At 67.6% G+C, this 20,299-nt stretch carries 16 protein-coding genes and 1 tRNA gene; 11 read left to right on the forward strand and 6 right to left on the reverse strand.

Translation table 11 applies throughout. The features are described 5' to 3' along the window. The first annotated feature begins 24 nt into the window (after positions 1–24). From IE140_RS18370 to IE140_RS36785, 3 genes are all read left to right on the forward strand, one after another. Positions 25–2,382: a sensor histidine kinase gene (locus IE140_RS18370; protein ID WP_150196084.1), complete on the forward strand. Its 2,358-nt coding sequence runs from the start codon at positions 25–27 to the stop codon at positions 2,380–2,382. Continuing rightward, positions 2,379–3,503, forward strand: coding sequence for a hypothetical protein (locus IE140_RS18375; RefSeq protein WP_150196086.1), 1,125 nt, complete (start codon positions 2,379–2,381; stop codon positions 3,501–3,503). Before IE140_RS18370 ends, IE140_RS18375 begins: the two co-directional genes overlap by 4 nt. A gap of 79 nt (positions 3,504–3,582) precedes the next feature. Continuing rightward, on the forward strand, positions 3,583–4,161 hold the full coding sequence (locus IE140_RS36785) for a hypothetical protein (protein WP_483027937.1): 579 nt from the start codon (positions 3,583–3,585) through the stop codon (positions 4,159–4,161). A 284-nt stretch (positions 4,162–4,445) separates the two neighbouring features. On the opposite strand, the gene IE140_RS18385 is transcribed toward IE140_RS36785, so the two are convergent. Further along, positions 4,446–4,898, reverse strand: coding sequence for a helix-turn-helix transcriptional regulator (locus IE140_RS18385; protein WP_150196090.1), 453 nt, complete (start codon positions 4,896–4,898; stop codon positions 4,446–4,448). 733 nt (positions 4,899–5,631) lie between these two features. On the opposite strand from IE140_RS18385, the gene IE140_RS18390 reads away from it, so the two are divergent. Then, positions 5,632–5,706, forward strand: a tRNA-Arg gene (locus tag IE140_RS18390). Between the two features lie 148 nt (positions 5,707–5,854). Then, the gene (locus tag IE140_RS18395; RefSeq protein WP_150196092.1) at positions 5,855–6,463 is read left to right on the forward strand and encodes a hypothetical protein; all 609 of its coding nucleotides are present in this window, start codon (positions 5,855–5,857) and stop codon (positions 6,461–6,463) included. 42 nt (positions 6,464–6,505) lie between these two features. Here the strand turns inward: IE140_RS18395 and IE140_RS18400 are convergent, their stop codons facing one another. Continuing rightward, on the reverse strand, positions 6,506–7,360 hold the full coding sequence (locus tag IE140_RS18400; RefSeq protein ID WP_093443901.1) for an aminoglycoside phosphotransferase family protein: 855 nt from the start codon (positions 7,358–7,360) through the stop codon (positions 6,506–6,508). Between the two features lie 157 nt (positions 7,361–7,517). Between IE140_RS18400 and IE140_RS18405 the strand changes: the two genes are divergently transcribed. Then, the gene (locus tag IE140_RS18405; protein WP_189460540.1) at positions 7,518–8,315 is read left to right on the forward strand and encodes an ATP-grasp domain-containing protein; all 798 of its coding nucleotides are present in this window, start codon (positions 7,518–7,520) and stop codon (positions 8,313–8,315) included. A gap of 48 nt (positions 8,316–8,363) precedes the next feature. On the opposite strand, the gene IE140_RS18410 is transcribed toward IE140_RS18405, so the two are convergent. The 3 genes from IE140_RS18410 to IE140_RS18420 form a co-directional block, all read right to left on the reverse strand. Continuing rightward, positions 8,364–9,215, reverse strand: coding sequence for an adhesin (locus tag IE140_RS18410; protein WP_189460571.1), 852 nt, complete (start codon positions 9,213–9,215; stop codon positions 8,364–8,366). 153 nt (positions 9,216–9,368) lie between these two features. Continuing rightward, positions 9,369–11,315 (reverse strand): DUF8823 domain-containing protein, encoded by a 1,947-nt coding sequence (locus tag IE140_RS18415; protein WP_093443873.1) that lies wholly within the window; start codon positions 11,313–11,315, stop codon positions 9,369–9,371. A 198-nt stretch (positions 11,316–11,513) separates the two neighbouring features. Further along, positions 11,514–14,006, reverse strand: coding sequence for a serine hydrolase (locus tag IE140_RS18420; protein ID WP_189460542.1), 2,493 nt, complete (start codon positions 14,004–14,006; stop codon positions 11,514–11,516). A 192-nt stretch (positions 14,007–14,198) separates the two neighbouring features. On the opposite strand from IE140_RS18420, the gene IE140_RS18425 reads away from it, so the two are divergent. The 3 genes from IE140_RS18425 to IE140_RS18435 all read left to right on the forward strand — a co-directional run bounded on the left by IE140_RS18425 (position 14,199) and on the right by IE140_RS18435 (position 16,459). Next, positions 14,199–14,918: a GOLPH3/VPS74 family protein gene (locus IE140_RS18425; protein ID WP_093443869.1), complete on the forward strand. Its 720-nt coding sequence runs from the start codon at positions 14,199–14,201 to the stop codon at positions 14,916–14,918. A 287-nt stretch (positions 14,919–15,205) separates the two neighbouring features. Then, the gene (locus tag IE140_RS18430; protein WP_088576777.1) at positions 15,206–16,063 is read left to right on the forward strand and encodes a helix-turn-helix domain-containing protein; all 858 of its coding nucleotides are present in this window, start codon (positions 15,206–15,208) and stop codon (positions 16,061–16,063) included. Between the two features lie 189 nt (positions 16,064–16,252). Beyond that, a complete protein-coding gene (locus IE140_RS18435) occupies positions 16,253–16,459 on the forward strand; it encodes a DUF397 domain-containing protein (protein ID WP_093443867.1) in 207 nt (68 codons plus the stop codon). Between the two features lie 123 nt (positions 16,460–16,582). Here the strand turns inward: IE140_RS18435 and IE140_RS18440 are convergent, their stop codons facing one another. Beyond that, complete coding sequence (locus tag IE140_RS18440) at positions 16,583–17,470, reverse strand: hypothetical protein (RefSeq protein ID WP_150193471.1); 888 nt, start codon at positions 17,468–17,470, stop codon at positions 16,583–16,585. An 85-nt stretch (positions 17,471–17,555) separates the two neighbouring features. Here IE140_RS18440 and IE140_RS18445 point away from each other — a divergent pair, with 85 nt between their 5' ends. Then, the gene (locus tag IE140_RS18445; protein ID WP_150193475.1) at positions 17,556–18,338 is read left to right on the forward strand and encodes an SDR family oxidoreductase; all 783 of its coding nucleotides are present in this window, start codon (positions 17,556–17,558) and stop codon (positions 18,336–18,338) included. Positions 18,339–18,710: 372 nt separating this feature from the next. Then, positions 18,711–20,294 carry a sodium:solute symporter family protein gene (locus tag IE140_RS18450; RefSeq protein ID WP_093809582.1) on the forward strand — a complete coding sequence of 528 codons (1,584 nt, stop codon included), beginning with the start codon at positions 18,711–18,713 and terminating at the stop codon, positions 20,292–20,294. The last annotated feature ends 5 nt before the right edge of the window (positions 20,295–20,299 follow it).

Here is a 20,299-nt window from a genome sequence, read left to right on the forward strand (position 1 = left end):
GCGACTACAAACAAAGGGGGAAGCGTGGAGAAGTTTCGCTTCAGCGTAGACACTCACCTTTTCCGCGAACTCGGAGAGCTTCTCGTAGGTCGGGACAGTACTGCCCTGATTGAGTTGATCAAAAACTCATACGACGCCGATGCTACATTCGTCCGTGTCCGCGGAACCAACCTGAAAAATTCCGGGTCTATCGTCATCTCTGACGACGGCGTGGGAATGACAGACGAGATCTTCCGCACGGCCTTTCTTCGGATCGCTGGGCGCTATAAAGAGGGCCGCGATAGGAGAAGCCCGGTTTATAAGCGACGCTACACCGGAGCCAAAGGCGTAGGGCGGTTGAGCGCACACAAACTTGCTCGCGAATTGAATGTTGAATCGATTCCCGACACCAACGTTCATTCCGTGAAATCGTCGAAAACTCCCATTGCAGGCGTTTCGGCAAACATCAACTGGGACGAGCTTGAGAGCCAGGAACAAAGCCTGGAAAGTGTCGACACGGGTCTAAGCGTTAGCACTATAACTGAGCTTGGCGACAAAACGCCGGGGACCACTCTGAGGTTGAAAAACCTCAAGACTTCTTGGACTCCTGCACAGCTAACTCGCTTCCTGGAAGAGCTTCACTCTGCGCGGCCTGCCGAAGAGCTGTTAAAAAGGCCACAGCATGTCCGAGAGGCGAGTATTATCGGGGACATTCGCCCAGCGTCTACCAGCTCCGATGACCCAGGGTTCAAAATCATCACTGAAGGCGATTTTCGCACGGGTGAGTCATTGTGGTCGAATCTCGTAAATAGAGCTCACTGGCTATTGGAGATTGACGCTTCCGGATCGACAGTCAAATACTCAATTCAACCTACGGAAGGGAATATTCAGCGAGGCGGCGCCCCAGACTCATATTACTTCGAGAAGCAGCACCCGAACCCAGATGCTGGCCCCTTCTTTACAGCCAGGATTTATGCCCGCGAGGGTGCTTGGGCAGAGTCCCGTGCCTCCGAACTGACGAGGTTTAACCAGCGCCGCGGAGGCATCCGCGTATACCTTGAGGGTTTCCGTGTCCTCCCTTACGGAGGCCGGCGAGACGACTGGCTGGCACTCGACAGGGACTATGCGCGTAAGCCGCGCAGCTTCGATCTTGACCTCGATAGCTCGAATTCGTCCTATCTACCACAACAAGAGAACGAGGGATTCCTAAGTCAGGGTAACGAGCAGTACGTAGGGGCCGTCTTCTTGACAGCAGACGGTGCTCAGATGCTCCGCCCAGTCGTGAACAGAGAAGGCTTTGTTGAAGACGAATCCTTCGAAGTGCTACGGAACCTCGTGCGAGGCGGAATCGACCTAGTCACACGTGCTCGTGCATCTCGTAAGCGCGAGCAGCAGGCCGAGGAACGTCGAGCAGAGGAGAGGGACCTAGAGTCACAGCTCGCTCGAAAGTCGGGGATTGAAACTCCTGCAACTGACGACCCACGGCCGGCCCCTACGGAGCCTCAAACACCGGAAAGGAACGTACGGCATCCCTTGGTGACAGCGCGACAGGAACTTGTCATCCTGGGTGAGTCGCCTTCTATCCCACCTGATGCCAGGTCTCAAATTCAGCGTGCCCAGATTGCCGTCGAGTTGGCGGAGAACCGCGAGCGAGCCTGGGACGAAGAACGCATCATGCTTCGCGTTCTCGCCGGAGTTGGTCTTCAGTTCTCAGCTTTCGTTCATGAGATCAACGGTATTTTGGGGCAGGCGAACGCCGTACGAGAGCTAACCACCTTTGTTGCGGAAGCCGCTGATTTCCACGTTCGGAAGCGCATGCTTACAGAACTCAGCGAGGCGGTCGAGCAATTGGTTCAGTCGCTGACGCGACAAAGCAGTTACTTGACTGATGTGGTGGGACCCGATGCCCGTCGACGTCGAAGGAGGATGCGTCTTCCCGATACGGTACAAGCCTCCGTCCAATTGCTGTCCAAGACTCTCGCCGAGAGATCTATCCGCCTAGAAACACAGCTCGATCCTTACGTGAAAACTCCACCCATCTTCCCCGCAGAGATGGCTGTCATCATGACGAATCTACTGACCAACGCTATCAAGGCTGCGGATACTGGCGGAACCGTATTGGTCTCTGGCAGGAATGAGCCTGATGGTGGTATCTCTCTGCGCGTAGAGAACACCGGTACACCTATCGACCTGTCTGACTCGGAGAAGTGGTTCCGTCCCTTCGAGTCGACGACGTTGGAAGTCGATGTCGTGCTAGGCCAGGGCCTTGGGCTTGGACTTCCGATTACTCGGCGCATTGTGGAGGAGTATCGCGGTAAGGTGAGATTCGTAGAGCCGTCCAATGGCTTCGCCACAGCTGTAGAGTTCTTCCTACCGCTACCGCCCCGAGGAGCAGGCGCGTGACAGACAACCTTGAACAGCCTTGCGTATTGCTTATCGACGATAAGCCGGACGAGGAGCGAGGCCGCGCCTCAGCCATCTCTGCAAGGGGCCTTAAGACCATAGTTCGAACACCTCAAGATGTCACTCTTGCGGACGTCGCGCAGGCCTCTGTCATAGCAGTCGACGAGTATCTTGAGTGGGGATCGGGTTCTCACCCAGAAGTGCCGGCATTCTTTCCAGTCGATGGCTTGGCCCTAGTTCGCGTGTTCCAGCGTCACGCGTGGAAAATGGAGACGAGTCCCGCGTTCGTGCTCCGCAGTGGAGAACTCGCAAAGCTCGGTGAGTCCTTGCCGGCCGCCATCCGCGAGTCTGCCCTTGCTGCGCAGCACGACTTGGATTGGGCATTCAATAAGCAAGATGCCAGAGAGGGGCATCGCATCGCGGCGCTGGCTGCTGCCACGCATGAACTTCGCCGAACATTCCCAGCTGGCAACGGCTGGGAAGGCGGACGCAACTGGTTAGGCCTTGCGGACACTGAGTGGTGTGACATTGCCGCCACTCAAGTGGATGCTTGCCGCCCGCCCGATCATTCCGTAGCTGACTACACGTCGGGGTCTTCGTGGTTGCGCTGGTTTGCGCAAAGAATTCTTCCATACCCGACGTTCCTGCTGTCTGACTTGCATGCCTCAGTACGCCTTCGGTTGCCCTTGGCGGATTTTCAAAGTGTGCTGGCCTCAGGCTCTCCACTGTCTCGCAAAATCAACGAGTTTCGCTACTCGGGAAATTTGCATGATTTCAATGGTCGCCGATGGTGGCGCGCTGGAGTTGACCACTTCGTCGATTCCTTGCTCGCTGAAGGCGACTGGGACGTCAGCGAGGGTGAGCTTCTGGCTGAAAAGTTGACTGGTCTTCACGGTGGCAGCTTGGGTTCGCTTCCTCACAAACACCCAGTAGTGGCAATCGATGCCAACTACACCGAGAGTGAATGGGTGATCGATTCATCGGAGGCCGTGCGACTGAGCCCTGATCTCTGGCCCGTGTTCGCAGACGAGCCTTGGGCGAGCATTGACGACGCTGAGGGAGATCCTCACATTCGCTCGCTAGTTGCACGAGAAGATCAGAATCGCATCTTTGGGGGATGAGTTGGGAACTGCGAAAGACAGAGCGTCCGAAGTGACCCTGCCCGTGCAGCAAGCGCAACATCCGGCGTCCGCGCCTGAAGTGCAGCGCGAAGTAGTCACTGATACCGGACCTCTACTCTCCTTCGGCCACATCCCCACTGGAGTAAAGCTCTTCCGAAGTAGGTACTACGGGCGGATCTGCTGGACTGCCGCTGTGTCGTCAGAGCTTGAGAATCATAGCCGCAAGCCTAACGCCATTGGTAAGGCGGCTAGCAGGTGGGACACGCGCACAAAGGCCTTCCTTGGCGAGCCGCGAGTAGTGACCGACAGGCGAGCCGTATTGGCGATGCACACCCGAGTGCAAGCCACACTGCCCCCACAGCGACGCGTCGGTAGGAGCAATTCCGTCGACCAAGGTGAGTCTGAGTCTCTCGTGGTTGCCCAGGCAGAGGGACGGGCCATGCTCTGCAATGAGGACGCGGCCACCAAAGTCGCCGAAGCCCTAGGAATCAGTTCCTACTGTGCAGCAGACATCCTCGCCACCGAAGTGCGCGACGGCAGGATAACTCGCGCAGATGCCCTCAAGCACATTCGTGATATGCAGAGCGTGGGGATTGATGCTGGAAAAGTGGTTCGCGGTGCCCTGGACTTCACAAGATGGCGCTCTTTTGCACCGTGACGCGCACATGATTCAGCGCCCGCGCCAAAGAGTCTAAACGCCGCTTCACGGCGAGGTAGGGAGAGAAGCCCGGGGCTAGTACGGGCATCTCTCCCTACGAGGGTTGCACCGGAATGTCACCGAACGACAGCACCGTTGACGATGGTCCGTTTCAGAAACACGGTTCGCTCACCGTCAGGAGGTGACCGCGGCTGGTCGCAACGCACAGCACGTCCCGCAAATCCCCCGTCAGTTCCTTCACCAATACCGGTTCGTCACCGTGAGGGCCTGCAACTCCGCGAGCTTCAGGCATCCCGGTCGTAAGCAGCAACCATGGCCAACGCCTCCTCGGAAGGATCAAGCGCCACGACCTCCTTCGCGAGCTGCAATGCATCCTGCTGCGCCGTCCGCTTGAGGCTCAGGGCGTCGGCCATCTGCTCGATGAGCGGCAAGTCCTCCGTGTGGACACCTCGAAGAATCAAGAGGAGCGACCGCAAGCGCTCGGGCACCTTGTCATCCGGTCGCACCCCGCACCACTGCTCGGCGACCATCTCCGCGACCCGGCGCTCTGGCACCTCCAAAGCCTTGGCCAGATAAGGGAACAGGGCCGGCTTCGGCGGATCTTCGATCTCCTCCCACCGCACCTTGTTCCACCAGGTCACCGACCGCATGAAATCGCAGTCAGCGGCCATCTCTTGGTACGTCTTGCCGTGCATGCTGTTGAGCCGGCGCACCCGCTCGCTGAATACGTTGCCCATGACGGGAGCATCATCTCAAAAACACAAACTGTCAACTCCCGCTGATGAGAGTGTTGTTGCGTCGCGCGCTTTCTGCTGGCGGCCTCCGCATCGGTGGTGCGCACGAGCCCATGGCCAGCACCCACACCTCAGGCCACCGATCGGGCAATCCGCCCAATTCGCCCCGCCCTCTAGCGCCGTACAGATCCGCCAGGACACTACGTGTCGAATCCGTGTCGCAGTTCTACTGGCAAGCAGCTCAGCTGAAGAAGCCACAAGTCAAAAGGAGGACGGGACGCAGCCACAGAGCGTCTTCGAAGCGCTTGGTCGAGCACCAGTTGAGCTGTTTCGGGATGAAGAGGTCATGCCGGAAATGTGCCAGATCGTGCGGGGGCCCACGGGGAACACCGGGCACCGAGTCGGCGGTCAACCAGGACGCCAGCACCTCTTAGCCGCAGGTCAGCGCGACAACCAGTACCGGAGCACACAAGCTTCCCAAGCTGAGGGCTCGCACGTCGTCGTCACGGATCGGTCGTCAGAACTTGCTCTGGTCGACGACACAAGCCGGTAGCGTGGCTGAGGCCGGCGGGGGTGCAGCGAGGCACACGCGTGCGTGGTCGGTCGGCGCAGCCACCATCGTGGCTGACTGTCGTCGGCTGAGGTTCGTGCCACTGTCGTGCCAGATGCAGGGGTCAGTCACGGTCAACGGTGGTGTCTCACGGTCGAGTTCTCGGCAGCCTGACCAGGTATCGAAGCCCCAGCTCAGCGGCAGGATCCCCCGGCCTCTCTCCTAAAGCGGGTGTCGCAGGTTCGAATCCTGCCGGGGGCACACATGCAAGCGAGCTGACCTGGGGGTTCCCCTCCAGGAAGGCGCTTCGGCCGTCGGCTTCACTCGACGGAGTGGAGTCGGCCGCCCGCGGGGGAATGTCGCCCTCGCCCTGCTTCGGTTCCGCGTCGGCCTGCCGAACGATGAGCGCATGTCACTCCACACTCTGCGCTCCCTGACCCGCCGTGCGATTCCCGCGCTGCTGGTCGCCCAGGCCGCCTTCCTGCCCCTCCAGTCCGCCGCTGCCGCCGGGCACGTGGCGCAGCCCTGCCGGTCGTCCGCCGAGTGCGGTTCGGTGATCGTCGCCCCCGTCTCCCAGGCGGCTCCGGACGACGGTGACTGCACCAGCCCGGAGCCGGTCGTGTGCCTGATCCGGAGCAAGACCCCGGCGGAGCGCGAGGTCGCGCGTGATCAGCGGATGCACTACCACGACCTTCTCGAAGAGATGGAGCGTGCGGAGTGCGCCATGCGCGCCGAAGGGCGTTCGGAGGAGGACATCGCCCGCGCTCTGGTGCAGATGCGCAACGACGCCAAGGACGTCGTCCGGGCCGGGATGACCCCGGAGCAGGTCGCGGAGCTGGAGGCGCGCAACGAGAAGAAGTACGGCAACCCGCTCGGTCCGACGGCGGATCAGCTCTATCTGAAGTACGGCTCCTGGGAGAAGGTCACCGAAGCCGCCAAGCGGTCGAGCGCGGCCGTGGACCGCGAACTCGGTCTGGAGTTCCGTCACTGCTCGTGCGACGTGCTCCAGGCCGCCTGATCCGACCGCACCGCCCGTGGCCGTACGGGGGATCGGGCCCTGCTAGGTGACGATCTCCCCGATCACATGCGCCGCGATCCGTGCCATCACCGGGTTCGACTCCCGGTAGTGGGCCAGCTCCAGCAGGGCGATGGACAGCGCCCAGCCCCTCCCCCGCGCCCACGTGGCGTCGTCGGCCGCCACCGCCGTACGGAACGTCTGCCTGGCCCCCGCCGTCAGCAGGTACCAGGCCGCGATCAGGTCGACGGCCGGGTCGGCCAGGCCCGTGCAGCCGAAGTCGATGACCGCGGCGAGGCGGCCGTCCGCGACCAGGACGTTGCCCGGCTGGAGGTCCCCGTGCACCCAGACGGGGGCGGCCGTGAAGGGCGGGGCGGACAGGGAGTCCTTCCACGCCGCGGCGACCGCCTCCGCGTCCACCACCCCGCCCAGGGTCGCCAGCGCCTCCCGCGTCGCGGCGTCGCGGGAGGCCAGGGGCTCACTGCGGTACGCGGGCGGGGCGTCCTCCGGGGCGATCCGGCGGAGCGCCAGCACGAACTCCGCCAGGTCCGCCGCCAGGAGGTCCGAGGACGAGGCGGCGTCGCCGGGACGCGGGTTCGTGCCCTCCAGCCAGGTGCAGACCGACCAGGGGCGGGGGAACGTCTTGTCCGGGGCCCCCTGGGCGAGCGGGAGCGGTACCGGGAACGGCAGTTGCCCGGCCAGGCGCGGCAGCCAGCGGTGCTCCGTCGCCACGTCCGCCGCGCTGCCCTCGGTACGGGGCAGCCGTACGGCCTTGTCGGCGCCCAGGCGGTAGATCGCGTTCGCCGTCCCGCTCGCGCCGACCGCCTCCACGGGCAGGTCCGCCCACTGCGGGAACTGGGCGGCGATCAGGCCGTGCACGAGGGACGGTTCAACGATCATGCGGTGATCGAACCAGGTGACCCCGGGGCCGCACAACGCAGCGGGCGCGGTTCCACCCGATACCTCCCGGTGGGCCGCCCCCTCCTGTCCCCGCAGCGCGTCACTCCGTTCGAAAATCGGTGCGGCGCCGCGCATCCGTACGAGAGGATCTGCGGCCATGACGTATCCATCGCGCACCCTCGTACTTCCGCCCCAACTCACCGTCTCCGCACGGAGGTTACGCACCACCGCGCTGCGGCGCGGGCTGCGGGTCGTGGAGGCGGCGGCCTCCGCCGTGTCCGAGGGGCCGGGGAGACCGGGGTGGGCGGCGGGGGCCGAGGGCGAGGCGCACGCCGTGCATGTGCACGCCGGGCCCACCTTCGCCGACGTCGTCGCCCCCGCGCTCGGTATCGCCCTCCTGGAGGCCCCCGCCGACTGGCTCGCCCGGCTCCCGCGCGCGCTCACGCAACGGGAGGTCCGGGCGATGCCCATCGGCGAGGCGTACCGGCTGCGTCGCCCCGCCTTCGTCAAGTCGCCGAACGAAAAGGGCATTTCGGCGCTGGTGTACGCGGACGGGTCCCGGCTGCCCGGACCGGATGCCGTGGACCCGGCCACCGTGGTGCTGGTGAGCGACGTGATGACCTTCGCCGTCGAGTACCGGCTCTTCCTCCTCGACGGGGCCGTCCACACGGCCTCGCAGTACGCCGAGGCCGGCCGGCTCCGGCTCGGGCCGCCGACCGCTGCCGCGCTCGCCTTCGGGCGCGAAGTGCTCGCGGCCGCCGGGGACGCACTGCCCTCTGCGGTCGTCGTCGACGTCGGGCGGGACACCGAGGGGCGATGGGCCGTGATCGAGGCCAACGCGGCCTGGGCCAGCGGGTGTTACGAGGCCGACCCCGACCGCGCCCTCGACACCGTCCTCCGTGCCGCCGGACCCGTCACGGACCTGTTGCCGAACGACCGTGCCTTCGTGCGGTAGGCCGGTGGGGCGGTGGGTCCATGTCCGCGAGCCGCCCGCGTAGTGGGCTCAGTGGCAGGACGCCCTCATCTGCGCCGCCGCGTGATGCGCGCCGACCCGCCGCGCGTCGCCCCAGTCCCGGCCCCGGTCGATGAGCTGGACCGCGAAGACGTCCCCCTTGACCGGATAGCTGCGCACCGGGACCTCGCTCCCCCGGTGCTCCGTCTGGAGCACCGCGAAACCCGTGTACGCGGAGTCCGCGTCGTCCGGGTCCGAGAGCACCCGGTAGACGGTCGGCTCCCCCGCGGCGTCGCGGGGGCGGCCGCTGTCGGGGACGAAGACGGTCAGCGCGCACTCGCTGAAGCCCCGGCCCAGGTGCCAGGACCAGGTGGCCGTGGAGCCCCGGTCCTCCGTCGGGCTCCCCGACATCGGGATCGCGCTGAACCGGCCGTCGCACCCGTCGCCGTCGAAGCCGCCGTTCTCGACCGTGTACCAGCCGGCGTCACCGCTCTCGAAACGGCCGCGCTCCTTGTACGTACCCGTCGCACAGCCGGGGCCCGCCCACTGCGTGAAGCGGCCGCCGCCCGCCGGGGGTTTCGACGAGGGGGCGGGGGCGTCCGGGGTGCCCGGGGCTTCCGTGCCCGGGCCGGGGACGATCCTCGTGGGCGCCGCGCCGCCGATCCGGTCAGGGACCGCGCCCGCCCGGCCCGCCGCGTCCGTACGGCTGCCGCCGCCGGCCGGGACCAGCAGCGAGGCGACGGTGACCAGGCCTCCGGCGGCCACCACGACGCCTGCCGCAAGCAGGGCCTTGCGCCGGCGCGGCAGCGCGGATAGGCGGCCCGCCAGCGTCTCGCGCGCGACCCAGGAATCGTCCACACCGTCCGTACGGGACGCCCCCGCCCCGCAGCCGGGGCAGATCATTCCGGGCAGCGGTCCCCGGCGCCCGCCGCCGCAGTACTGGCACCTCGTGGACTTCATGGCAGAACACCTTGCCAGGGCGCCGCCCGCAGAGGGAGATCCCGCACCCGATGGCCCGTACACGGGACGGGCCCGAAGGGGAGGGGGGAGGGCCCGTCAGCTCAGTTCCTCCGGGCACGGTGTGCCCGGCTGGAGCTGGTACGGGGCCGCCAGCCGGTACGTGCCCGGCCGCGGCGCGAGCAGTTCGGTCCACTCGTCGCCGTACGGGCCCTCCTCGACCTTGTTCAGGCAGCCGTGGGTGTTGAGATACGTCTTCGGCGCGGTGTCGTCCAGCTGCGACCGTTCCTTGGACTCCTCGGTCTCCAGCGGGCGTTCCACGCTCTTGCCGTCCTCGTCGACGAGCGCGAGCCAGCGGGTGTACGGGATCCGGATCAGCACCCGGCCCGCCGACTTCACCGTGATCGTCAGCTCGTCCGCGCCCGCCCGCTCCACCGTCGCCGGCGGATCGGCGAGCGGCACCGGGTCCAGCACCCGGAAGAGCTTCCAGTTCGCGTCGCCCCAGATCTGGCGCAGGTATGGCTGCCCCTGTTCGACCAGTTCCGCCTCCTGGACCGCCCCGTTGTCCGGCCGGTCCTTGGGCAGCACCACATAGTGCACGGCCCAGCGGTCCAGCCACTCCCGGTAGTTCACCGGGTCGAGAGTGTCGTCGTAGAAGAGCGGGTTGCGCTTCATGTCCGCCTGGCGGTTCCAGCCGCGCGCCAGGTTGACGTACGGGGCGAGCGCCGACGATTCGCGGTGACTGCTCGCGGGCACCACCTCGACCCGGCCGCGCTCCGCCTCCACCTGCTGGAGCTGGTTGATCAGCGGGGCCAGTTCGCGGTTCCAGGAAGCTTCGGGCGCGGTCCGGACGATGTCGTCGACGCCCTTGAAGCCGATCCAGAAGTTCAGGCCCACGAAGGCCAGCACCAGGGCGTACCAGCGGCGGCTGCGCGGCACGGTGTACGGCAGGGCGGCGAGCAGCGCCACCCCGGCGAACAGCATCGCCATGCGCGTGATGTTCGAACCGATCTGCGAGTCGATGACGTACGTGAGGAGCGTCCCGAGTCCGTAGACGGCGGCGGCGGTGCGGACCGTGCTCCAGTCGCGCGGTACGAGGACGAAGACCAGCACCGCGAAGAGGAACGGCAGCGACAGCGTCCCGAGCGACATCGGCTGCGTACCCGAGAAGGGGAACAGCCAGGCGGAGAGCCCCACCACCGCCACCGGGGCGAGGCCGATGGCGTACGCGCCGGGTCGTCGTTTGTGCAGGAACAGCGCCGCCGCGACGACGCCCAGGAAGAGTCCGGCGACCGGGCTGGACGCGGTAGCGAGCCCGGCGAGCGGGGCGGCGACGGCGGCCTTGGCCCACCGCTTGTACCGCCACCGGTAGGGCCAGCAGAACACCGCGGCCACCGCGCCGACGGCGAACATCATGCCGAGCCCGAACGTCACCCGGCCCGACAGCGCGTTGCACAGGAACGCGAAGACCCCGGCGAGCGAGCAGGCCAGCGGATTGCGGACGGCCGGGACCCGCACCAGGATCAGCGCGGTCAGCCCGGAGGAGACCGTACCGACGATCATCATCGTCGTCCGGACGCCGAGCAGCGACATCAGGTAGGGCGAGACCACGCTGTACGAGACGGGGTGCATGCCCCCGTACCAGGCCAGGTTGTACGCGGTGCCGGGGTGCCGGCCGACGAACTCGGCCCAGGCGTCCTGCGCGGCGATGTCCCCGCCGGTGTTGGCGAAGAAGAAGAACCAGAGGAGGTGGAGCACGGCGGCGGCCGCCGTCGCGATGGTGACGGGGTGACGCAGCAGCCGGCGGGCCCGGGCGTGCGGCGTCTCGGCGGCCACGACGGCCTCGGCGGATCCCTCGCGCCTGCCCTCGTTCTCGCGCCCGCCCTCGCGCTCGCGCCCGCCCTCGTTCTCGGACGAGGCTGCGGCGGCATCCTCGGCGGGAGACTCCGGAAGGCGGGGCGACGGCACGCGCACGTGCAGGGCGTCGCCCCCGGCACCGGTGGTCCCGTCCGCCTCGCGGCCGGGCTTCGGCTCCGCGGTGGTCACTACGGTTCTCCCCGTCCTCCGCCGGCCCCGTACCTCTGCGTACCTCTTGGTACGTCCTCAAGGACGCGTCCCGGCATCCTTGAGTTGTCCGGGGACGCTAACACGTACCTTCGGCACGCTTCTCTGTCATAAACGGCCACCGGAGCGGTGGAGTGCGGGGCCCGCCCCCACCGCTCCGGTGGCCCAGCCTTCCGGCTCTCAGCCGATGCGGGTCAGCTTGTCGCCGAAGGCCGCCTCGGGCAGATCGCTCTGCAGCACCACCGGCGCCGTGACCTTGCCGGTGCCGGTGCCCACGGTCACCGAGCCGACCTCGGTCCCGGCCTTCGCGGCGTGGTCGATGCCCTTGCCGTTGTCCGTGACCTTGAGCTCGACCTTCAGACCGGACCAGCCGACCGCCTTCAGGTTCTTGGTGGCGACCACCGGGGCCTGTCCGCCGAACCCGTTGTCCACGTACCCGACGACGTCGCCCTTCTTCACGACGGTCGCCGAGGTGGCGGCCTCCTGCGCGTCCTTGATCAGCTTCAGGCTGTTCTGGAGCGACAGCTCCAGGCTGTCGTAGACCCGGCCGGTCCCCGCCTGCTGACCCATCACCGCTCCGTAGATCCACAGCATCTTGCCGTCGACCTTGGTGTTCGCGGACCAGAGCAGGTTGCCGCCCGCCGGGGTGGAGGAACCGGTCTTGATGCCGCTCACGCCCGGCTGGAGCAGGAGATTGTTGTTGTTGTAGATCGTGCCGTCTATGCCCTCGATCTCGACCTGGGGCATGTCCACGATCTTCCGGAAGACGTCGTTGCGCATGACGGCCTGCGCCAGCTTCAGCTGGTCGGTGGCCGTGGAGACGGTGGTCTTCTTCAGCCCGCTCGGGTCCGTGTACGTCGACCCGCCCATCCCGAGCTCCTCGGCCGCGTCGTTCATCTTGTCGATGAAGGCGTCCTCGGAACCGGCGTCCCAGCGGGCGAGCAGCCGCGCCGCGTTGTTCCCCGAGGGGATCATCAGCAGTTGGAGCAGCTGGCGCTGGGTGAGCTCCTGCCCCTTGGTCAGCGGGGCCGTCGACTCGTCGGGCCGCTTGGACTCGTCCTCGGCCTGCTGGTCGACGGTGATCTTCTCGCCCTCCTCGTCGCCCTTGAGGGGGTGCTCCTGGAGGATCACGTAGGCGGTCATGACCTTCGCGACGCTGGCGATCGGGGCCGGCTTCTGCGCACCCTCGGAACCGAGCGACCCGACGCCGTCGACCATCACGGCCGACTGCCCCTGGCCCGGCCAGGACAGCTCCGTCCCGCCGCCCTCGAAGGTGTACGACGGCTTCGCCGTGAGCTCCAGGGAGGGCTCCGGGAGCGGGCGCATCACCTGCACGATCGCAAAGACGATCAGCAGGAGGAGCACCAGCGGGGTCCAGATCTTGACCCGTCGGACGGCGGTCCGGACCGGGGTCTCCGGCGGCGGCGGGGTGTTCGTCAGCTCGGCGAGCAGGTCGAGCGGCGGCTTCGGCGGCAGCGGCTGCTGCCGGGTCCGCTCGGCCGTCGCCCAGGACGGGGCGGCGGCGGAGCCTGCCTCCGGGGTACGCGCGGGCGCCTCGGGCCCGGCCACGGACCCGGCCGCGGCCTCGGGCTCCGGCTTGCGGGGCGCGGGGGCGGTCCGTACGTCGTCGGAGCGCAGCGGTACGAAGGTGCTCGTGCGCTCGGCGTCGGCCTCGGGCTTGGTCTCGGCGCCGCCCTCGGGCTTGTCCTGGGACTTGTCCCCGGGCTTGTCCTCGCGGGGCGGGAGCTTCAGCGCCGTCGTCGCCTGGTCGACCCGGTCGGCCGGCTTGACCGCCTTGAAAATAGCGGTGGGCTGATCGATTCCTCGCAGGTCGGAGGCTTCGTCGGCAGCCGGCTCGGGGTCGGCGGCGGGGGCCGGGGCGGGCTTGGAGTCGGAGTCCGTTTCGGCATCGGCGTCAGCGGCGGCGTCGGCTTCGGGCGCCTTGTCCGGCTCGGCTTCGGCTTCGGCGTCGGACGCCTTGTCCGGCTCGGCGCCGGCCTTCGGCTTCTCCGCGGCCTTCGGCTCGGGCTTCGGCTCGTCGTCCTGCTCGGCCTTCGCCTCCGGCTCGGGATCCGCCTTCGCCGCGGGCTCGGCCTCGGCGGCCTCGGCGGCCTCAGGCTCCTCCGCGTCCTCCGCCTTCGGCTTGTCCTCGGCCGCGGCGTCGACCCAGGCGGCCACGGCGGCACGCAGCCGGCCGTCCCCGTCCTCTTCCCCGGTCTCCGGCTTCCCGGCCTCCGGCTCGTCCGCCGATCCTTCGGCGGGGGTCTCCGCGTCCACGTCCGCGTCCGGGCCTGTGCGGCCTTCCGGGGCTCCCGCACCCTCCGAGTCCTCCGAAGGCGCGTCGGCGTCTCCAGAGGCCGCAGAGGCCGTCACAGGCGCGCTCTCGGGCTCGGCGTCAGGCTCGACGTCGCTCTCCGCCTCCGGCTCACGCCGGGCAGCGTCCTCCGGCAGCCGGGGGCGGAACACCGCGGTCGCCGTGTCGGACATGGCTCCCGAGTCCGCACCCGTACCCGTGCGCGCGTCCGCACCCTCATCCGTACCGGCGTCAGCGTCCGCATCCGTGCCCGTGGCCGCGCCGGGGTCACGGAACACGGCGAAGCGCGGGTCCCGTTCCTCCGCAGCCGTCCCCGACGACTTCCGCTGCTCCGTTTTGTCGGGGGACTCGCCCGCCACCGATGCCTCCTCATGCGCTGCGGGGCCACCCCGCGCTGTCCGAACCATCAACCAGTGTCCCGTGTGAACCCCTGGCCGAGCTGCTAGACGAGAACGACATACCTACTGGTTCCCGCACAAAGCGACCAGGCGCTCTCGACAGATGAATGTGAGAGGGGTCACCCTGTCAGACATCCACGCGGGGAGGCATGGATGGGCAGGAGCCGCAGAACAATCCCGGAGGAGCTTCTGTTGCTCGCTCTGGACCCGACCACGGGTACCACAGCGCAGCCGCAGTCGCTCGACCTCGGCCTGGCCGGGGCACAGCTAGTGGAGCTGGCTCTGGCAGGACGGATAGCCCCTGACGGGGATCGTATCGCCGTGGTGATGCCACGGCCGACAGGAGATCCGACTCTGGACTCCGCACTGGAGCTGCTGCGCCGTCGTGGCAGCCCGGTCCGGGCGGTCCACTGGATCGGCGGGCCCCGGCTGGGGCTGCGTCAGATCTATCTCGCCCATCTGGAGCGGTGCGGCATGGTTCATGCCGTGGCGGGCCAGATGTGCGGGGTGCTGCCGACGACTCGCTACCAGGCGACGGACACGGCGATCAGCCGGGACATCAGGAACCGGCTGGACACGGCGATCCGCACCGGCGTACCGCCGGACCCGCGGACCGCGGCGCTCGCCGCGCTGGCCCACGCGGTCGGACTCGGCAAGCACCTGTACCCCGGGAACGAGGGGCGCTCGTCGCGCTCCCGGCTCCGGGACCTGATCAGGCACGACCCGATGGGCGGACTCGTGGCGCACGCCGTGATGGACGTCCAGAACGGAGTGGCGGTCCAGCCACGCCGTTCGCAGCAGGCAGCGGGCGTTCCGTTGCAGCCGCAAGCACAGGCCCGGCGCGGGAGCATGGCGCACACCGCCGCGAGCTGACCGCACGGACCTGGCGCACCAGCGCGCCGCGAGAGAACGCACCGCGAGAACAGCACACCGCCGTACCGTCGTCAGTCGTCACCGACCCGGTCCGGGAGCCGCACCACGCACGGGGCAGCCGGTAGTCACCACCACCGGCTGCCCCGTGCGCTTGCGCGCCGCCCCGCGCACCGATGCGTGCGCCCCCGTGCTCCGCTTGTGGCCGTTTCCCAGCGCGGCCGGGGCAAGGGGTGGCAATCTGCTGAGCAGTAGATACGCACAGCTACATAGCCGGAGGTGCCGTTCCCGTGCCGTCCAACGTCAATCCCACTGTCAGGCGACGCAGGTTGGGCCAGGAATTGCGCCGCCTGCGCGAACTCAAAGGCATGACGGCCGAGGAAGTGGCTGAGCGGCTGCTGGTCTCGCAGTCGAAGATCAGCCGCCTGGAGAACGGCCGCCGTTCCATCAGCCAGCGCGATGTGCGTGATCTCTGCGGGGTGTACGAGGTCGAGGACGTCCGCATCGTCGACTCGCTGATGCAGATGGCGAAGGATTCGCGCCAGCAGGGCTGGTGGCACGCCTTCGGCGACATTCCGTACAGCGTCTACATCGGTCTGGAGACCGACGCGGAGTCGCTGCGGGTGTACGAACCCCAGATGGTCCCGGGGCTGCTCCAGACCCGGGCGTACGCCGAGGCGCTGATCAGCGGCGCGCTGCCGGAGGCCCCGCCGTCGGACATCGAGAAGCGCGTCAACGTACGGTCGCGGCGGCAGGACCGGGTCAACGCGCCGGAGAATCCGCTGCGGCTGTGGGCCGTGATCGACGAGTCCGCGCTGCGCCGGGTGGTCGGCGACAAGCAGGTGATGATCGACCAGCTGGAACACCTCGTCGAGCAGTCGCATCTGCCGCATGTCACCGTGCAGGTCCTGCCGTTCGAGATGGGCGCGCATCCGGGCATCAACGGCCAGTACGCGATCCTGGAGTTCCCGGACGCCGCGGACTCCAGCGTCGTCTACATCGAGGGCGTCACCAGCGATCTCTATCTGGAGAAGGCGAACGACGTGCAGCGCTACAGCGTGATGTACGAGCATCTGCGGGCGCAGGCGCTGAACGTGGAGCAGACCCGGGAGTTCATCAGCAGGATCGCCAAGTCGTACACCAGCTGAATCCGGACAGTGGAGTGAGCGGCGGCGGGATGGTACACCGTCGCCCACTCACAGCAGAAGATCTACCGAGGAAAGACCATCCGGTCGAGTGAACGGCCATCTCATGGACGAGGCTTGGCGAGTAGCGTCGATCACGCCAATCGGAATCAGGTTGGTGCGACTCCCCCAACTCTCTGAACCGGAGTGAACATGGCAATTCTTCAGGGTGCTACGGACCAGTGGACGAAGTCGTCGTACTCCGGCGGCAACGGCGCGTGCGTCGAGGTCAAGTCCCCGGTCGCTCTGTCCATCGCCGTACGCGACTCGAAGGCCCCCGAGGGCCCCTCGCTCACCTTCGTCCCCGGTGCGTGGAACACGTTCGTGCGCGATGTCGCCACGGGCTCGATCAACGCCTGACCGGCCGGCAGCGTTCACGTACCACCGTTCACGCAGCACCGTTCGCAGCACACAGCACCACCTGATGGAGCCCTCTCGACCGGTTCGCCGTCCTGGCCGAGGGGGCTCGGCATGTATCCGGTGTCACCGCAGCCGGTCGACGTAGCGGTCCGTCCCCGGCACGGTCGGCACGAACGGGGCGACCAGCTCGACCCGCCCTGAACCGGCCTCCGCGACCGCCGCGTCGAGGCCGGTGAAGTGCTCGTCCCAGCAGGTCCGCGGGTCCTCCTGGAGGAACCACAGCAGCGTCAGCCGGGTGTCGACCCCCTCGACCTGCTTCACATACGTCATCCGGTCACCGGGCAGAGGCGTCGGCCGGAACACCGTGACCATCGCCGCGGGCGACCCCTTCAGCCGCTTCGGGAGATGGCGTGAACGCAGCCATTCCAGCAACTCCGCCCGCTGCCCAGGCCCTTCGGCGTCGATAACCTGGAGGACGAGGCCCGCGTAGGGGTGGTCGAGGGCGTGGAAGTCCCGGGGTCCGGCGGCCCCGTCGCGGTAGACGGTGGCCTCGTGGTCCTGGAACGCGGTGAAGACGTGGGTCCGGTCCTGGTAGACCCGGCCGTCCCGGTTGAGCCGCTTGTTGATGGCGACGGTCCACTTCATGTGTTCGTCGTAGCGCCCCTCGGTCACCCAGTACGTCGACAGATAGCACCCCGTGCCGACGGGCCGGGCCACCGCGGACTTCTCCGGGTAGCGCAGCTCCTGGAGGTCCTTGGTGGCCACCCAGCGGCGTCCGGCGAACATCCACGGCATGGCGGTTGCGCCCGCGTAGTAGTGGTCGTCCTCGTACCAGCGGTTGTACGCGTACTCATGGCCCGGATGCGGTTCGACCAGGGTGATCAGCGCGTGCCCGGGGCGGACCCCGTACGGCCCGGTCCCCGCCAGTTCCGCGTACCGCTCGCTCCCCGTTCCGGCAGGCCCCTCCCCCGTTCCGGCGGGCCGCCTCCCCGTTCCGGCGTCTTCGGTCATCGGGACTCCCTTCCCCTTCCATCGGATACCGGCCCCCTCTACCCTGACGGACCGTCAGATGAACTGCCAGAGCCGGGAGGCGCCGATGTTGCTCGCGGGGAAGACCGTCATCGTCTCGGGCGTCGGGCCGGGGCTCGGGCACCGGGTCGCGGAGGCCGTCGTCCGGGACGGCGGACGTGTGGTGCTCGGGGCGCGTACGGCGGCGAATCTGGCCAGGTCGGCGGCCGAGATCGACCCGGAAGGCGGCAGTACGGCCTTCGCACCCACCGACATCACGGACGAGGCGCAGTGCGAGGCGCTGGCCGCGCTGGCGGTGGAGCGGTTCGGGAGGATCGACGCGGTGGTCCATGTCGCCGCCTGGGACAGCTACTTCGGCGGGCTCCAGGACGCGGACTTCGCCACCTGGCAGTCGGTCATCGACGTGAACCTGCTGGGGACGCTGCGGATGACCCGGGCCTGTCTGCCCGCGCTCAAGGAGCGGGGCGGCTCGGTGGTGGTGATCGGCACGCAGTCCGCGGTGGCCGCGCCCTCCCAGGTGCGGCAGGCTGCGTACGCGGCATCCAAGGGTGCGCTCACCTCGGCGGTGTACTCGCTGGCGCAGGAGCTGGGCCCGGACCGGATCCGGGTCAACACGGTACTGCCGGGCTGGATGTGGGGGCCGCCGGTGCAGGCGTACGTCCGGTTCACCGCGGACTCCGAGGGCGTACCGGAGTCCGAGGTGCTGGCCCGGCTCACCAAGCGGATGGCGCTGCCCGAGCCGGCCACGGACGGGGACGTGGCGGAGGCTGTCGTCTTCATGGCCTCCGACCGGGCCCGGGCGATCACCGGCCAGTCGCTGCTGGTCAACGCGGGTGAGCTGATGCGCTGACGGACCCGCATCCCCATCCGTATCCGTACACGCGGCACCCTCCCTCTCGACTTCTCGGCCGCACGGGACCCGCATCCCGTGCGGCCTTCGCGCGCTCTCGTGCGCTCCTGACGTTCTCTGCACAGCCTGACGAAGTGCCCGCTCATCGTGTGGCCGCCGTCACGTTCACGACAACGCCTCACAAGGTCAAGAACAAGTAAAATCGTTCGCCTTGTTGATTCACGTTCACATCTATGACCAATGGCGGCCTTGACCGTGACCCCTCGCAGGGGGTTCAATCCCCGAAGTCCCCGCTCCCGCACGGGGACGCCGCTGAACGGCCGTACCGGCGAAGTGCGTACCCGTTCACAAGGCGGACCCCTGGAGGGGGACATGAACAGTCTCGACTGGGCTGTACTCATCGGCTACTTCGGCGTGATGGTCGCGATCGGACTCTGGTCGCACAAGCGCGTCGACAACGTCAGCGACTTCTTCACGGCCGGCGGCAAGATGCCGTGGTGGCTGTCGGGCATCTCGCACCACATGTCCGGCTACAGCGCGGTGATGTTCACCGGCTACGCCGGCATCGCGTACCAGTACGGGGTCACGTCCTTCGTGACCTGGTCGCTGCCGATCGCCATCGGCATCTTCATCGGCGCGAAGCTCTTCGCGCCCCGGCTGAACCGGCTGCGCTCACGGCTCCGGGTCGCCTCGCCGCTGGAGTACCTCAAGAACCGCTACGACATCCGGACCCAACAGGCGCTCGCCTGGTCGGGATTGCTGCTGAAGATCGTGGACGTCGGAGCCAAGTGGGCTGCCATCGCCACCCTGTTGTCCGTCTTCACCGGCCTGTCCATCTCCCAGGGCATCCTGATCACCGGGGTCGTCACCGGGATCTACTGCACGGTCGGCGGTCTGTGGGCGGACGCGCTCACCGAACTGGGCCAGTTCATCATCCAGTTGTTCGCCGGACTGGCGATGCTCTTCGCCGTGATGAGCGAGCTCGACGGCTTCTCCACCCTGTGGACGGTCTGGGACAAGCTCCCCGACGGGCACGCGGAGCCGACCGCCGGACCGTACACGGTGACCTTCCTGCTGGCGTTCCTCTTCATCAAGACCTTCGAGTACAACGGCGGCATGTGGAACCAGGCCCAGCGGTACATGGCGACCGACTCCGCCGCCTCCGCGACCCGTTCGGCGCGGCTCTCGGCGGTGCTGTGGTTCGTCTGGCCGCTGGTCCTGTTCTTCCCGATGTGGTGCGCGCCGCTGCTGGTCGACGCGCAGAAGCCGGACGCCTCGGACAGCTACGCCCTGATGACCGAACAGCTGCTTCCGCACGGGCTGTTGGGCCTGGTCATCGTCGGCTTCTTCTCCCACACGATGGCCATGTGCTCGTCGGACGCCAACGCCATCGCCGCCGTCTTCACCCGGGACATCGCCCCGGTCCTCTCGAAGGCGGCGCGCGGCTGGAGCGAGCGGGCCGGGCTGATCGCGGCCCGCTGGACCACGGTGGCCTTCCTGGCGCTCTCCATGGCCATCGCGACCCAGGTCAACTCGCCGACCTTCAAGGACATCATCACCGTCGTGATCAAGTGGGTCGCCGGACTGATGGGCCCGATCGCGATCCCGTTCATGCTGGGCCTGCTGCGCCCGTTCCGGAAGTCCGGTCCGACGGCGGCGCTGGTCAGCTGGGCGGCGGGGCTGATCGCGTTCTGGCTGGTCAACTACCCGGTCAACTGGGCGGTCGAGGGCGGGGTGCCGCTCCAGTACCAGGTGTCCGTACCGCTGGCGGTCTCGCTCGTGCTGTACGTGCTGATCGGCTTCGTGAAGCCGGAGGACACCCCGGAGCGGGACGCGGTCCTGGCCCGGATCAACGAGGGTGAAGGGGACGAGGACGGCGGAGGCGGTACGGGGGCGTCCGCGGCCGTCCCCGCCCAGGACGGCGGCCCGACCCCCGCGCCTCAGCCGCGCGGATGACCCCG

The organism is Streptomyces parvus, from assembly GCF_014648875.1.
GTDB classification, from domain to species: Bacteria; Actinomycetota; Actinomycetes; order Streptomycetales; family Streptomycetaceae; genus Streptomyces; species Streptomyces parvus.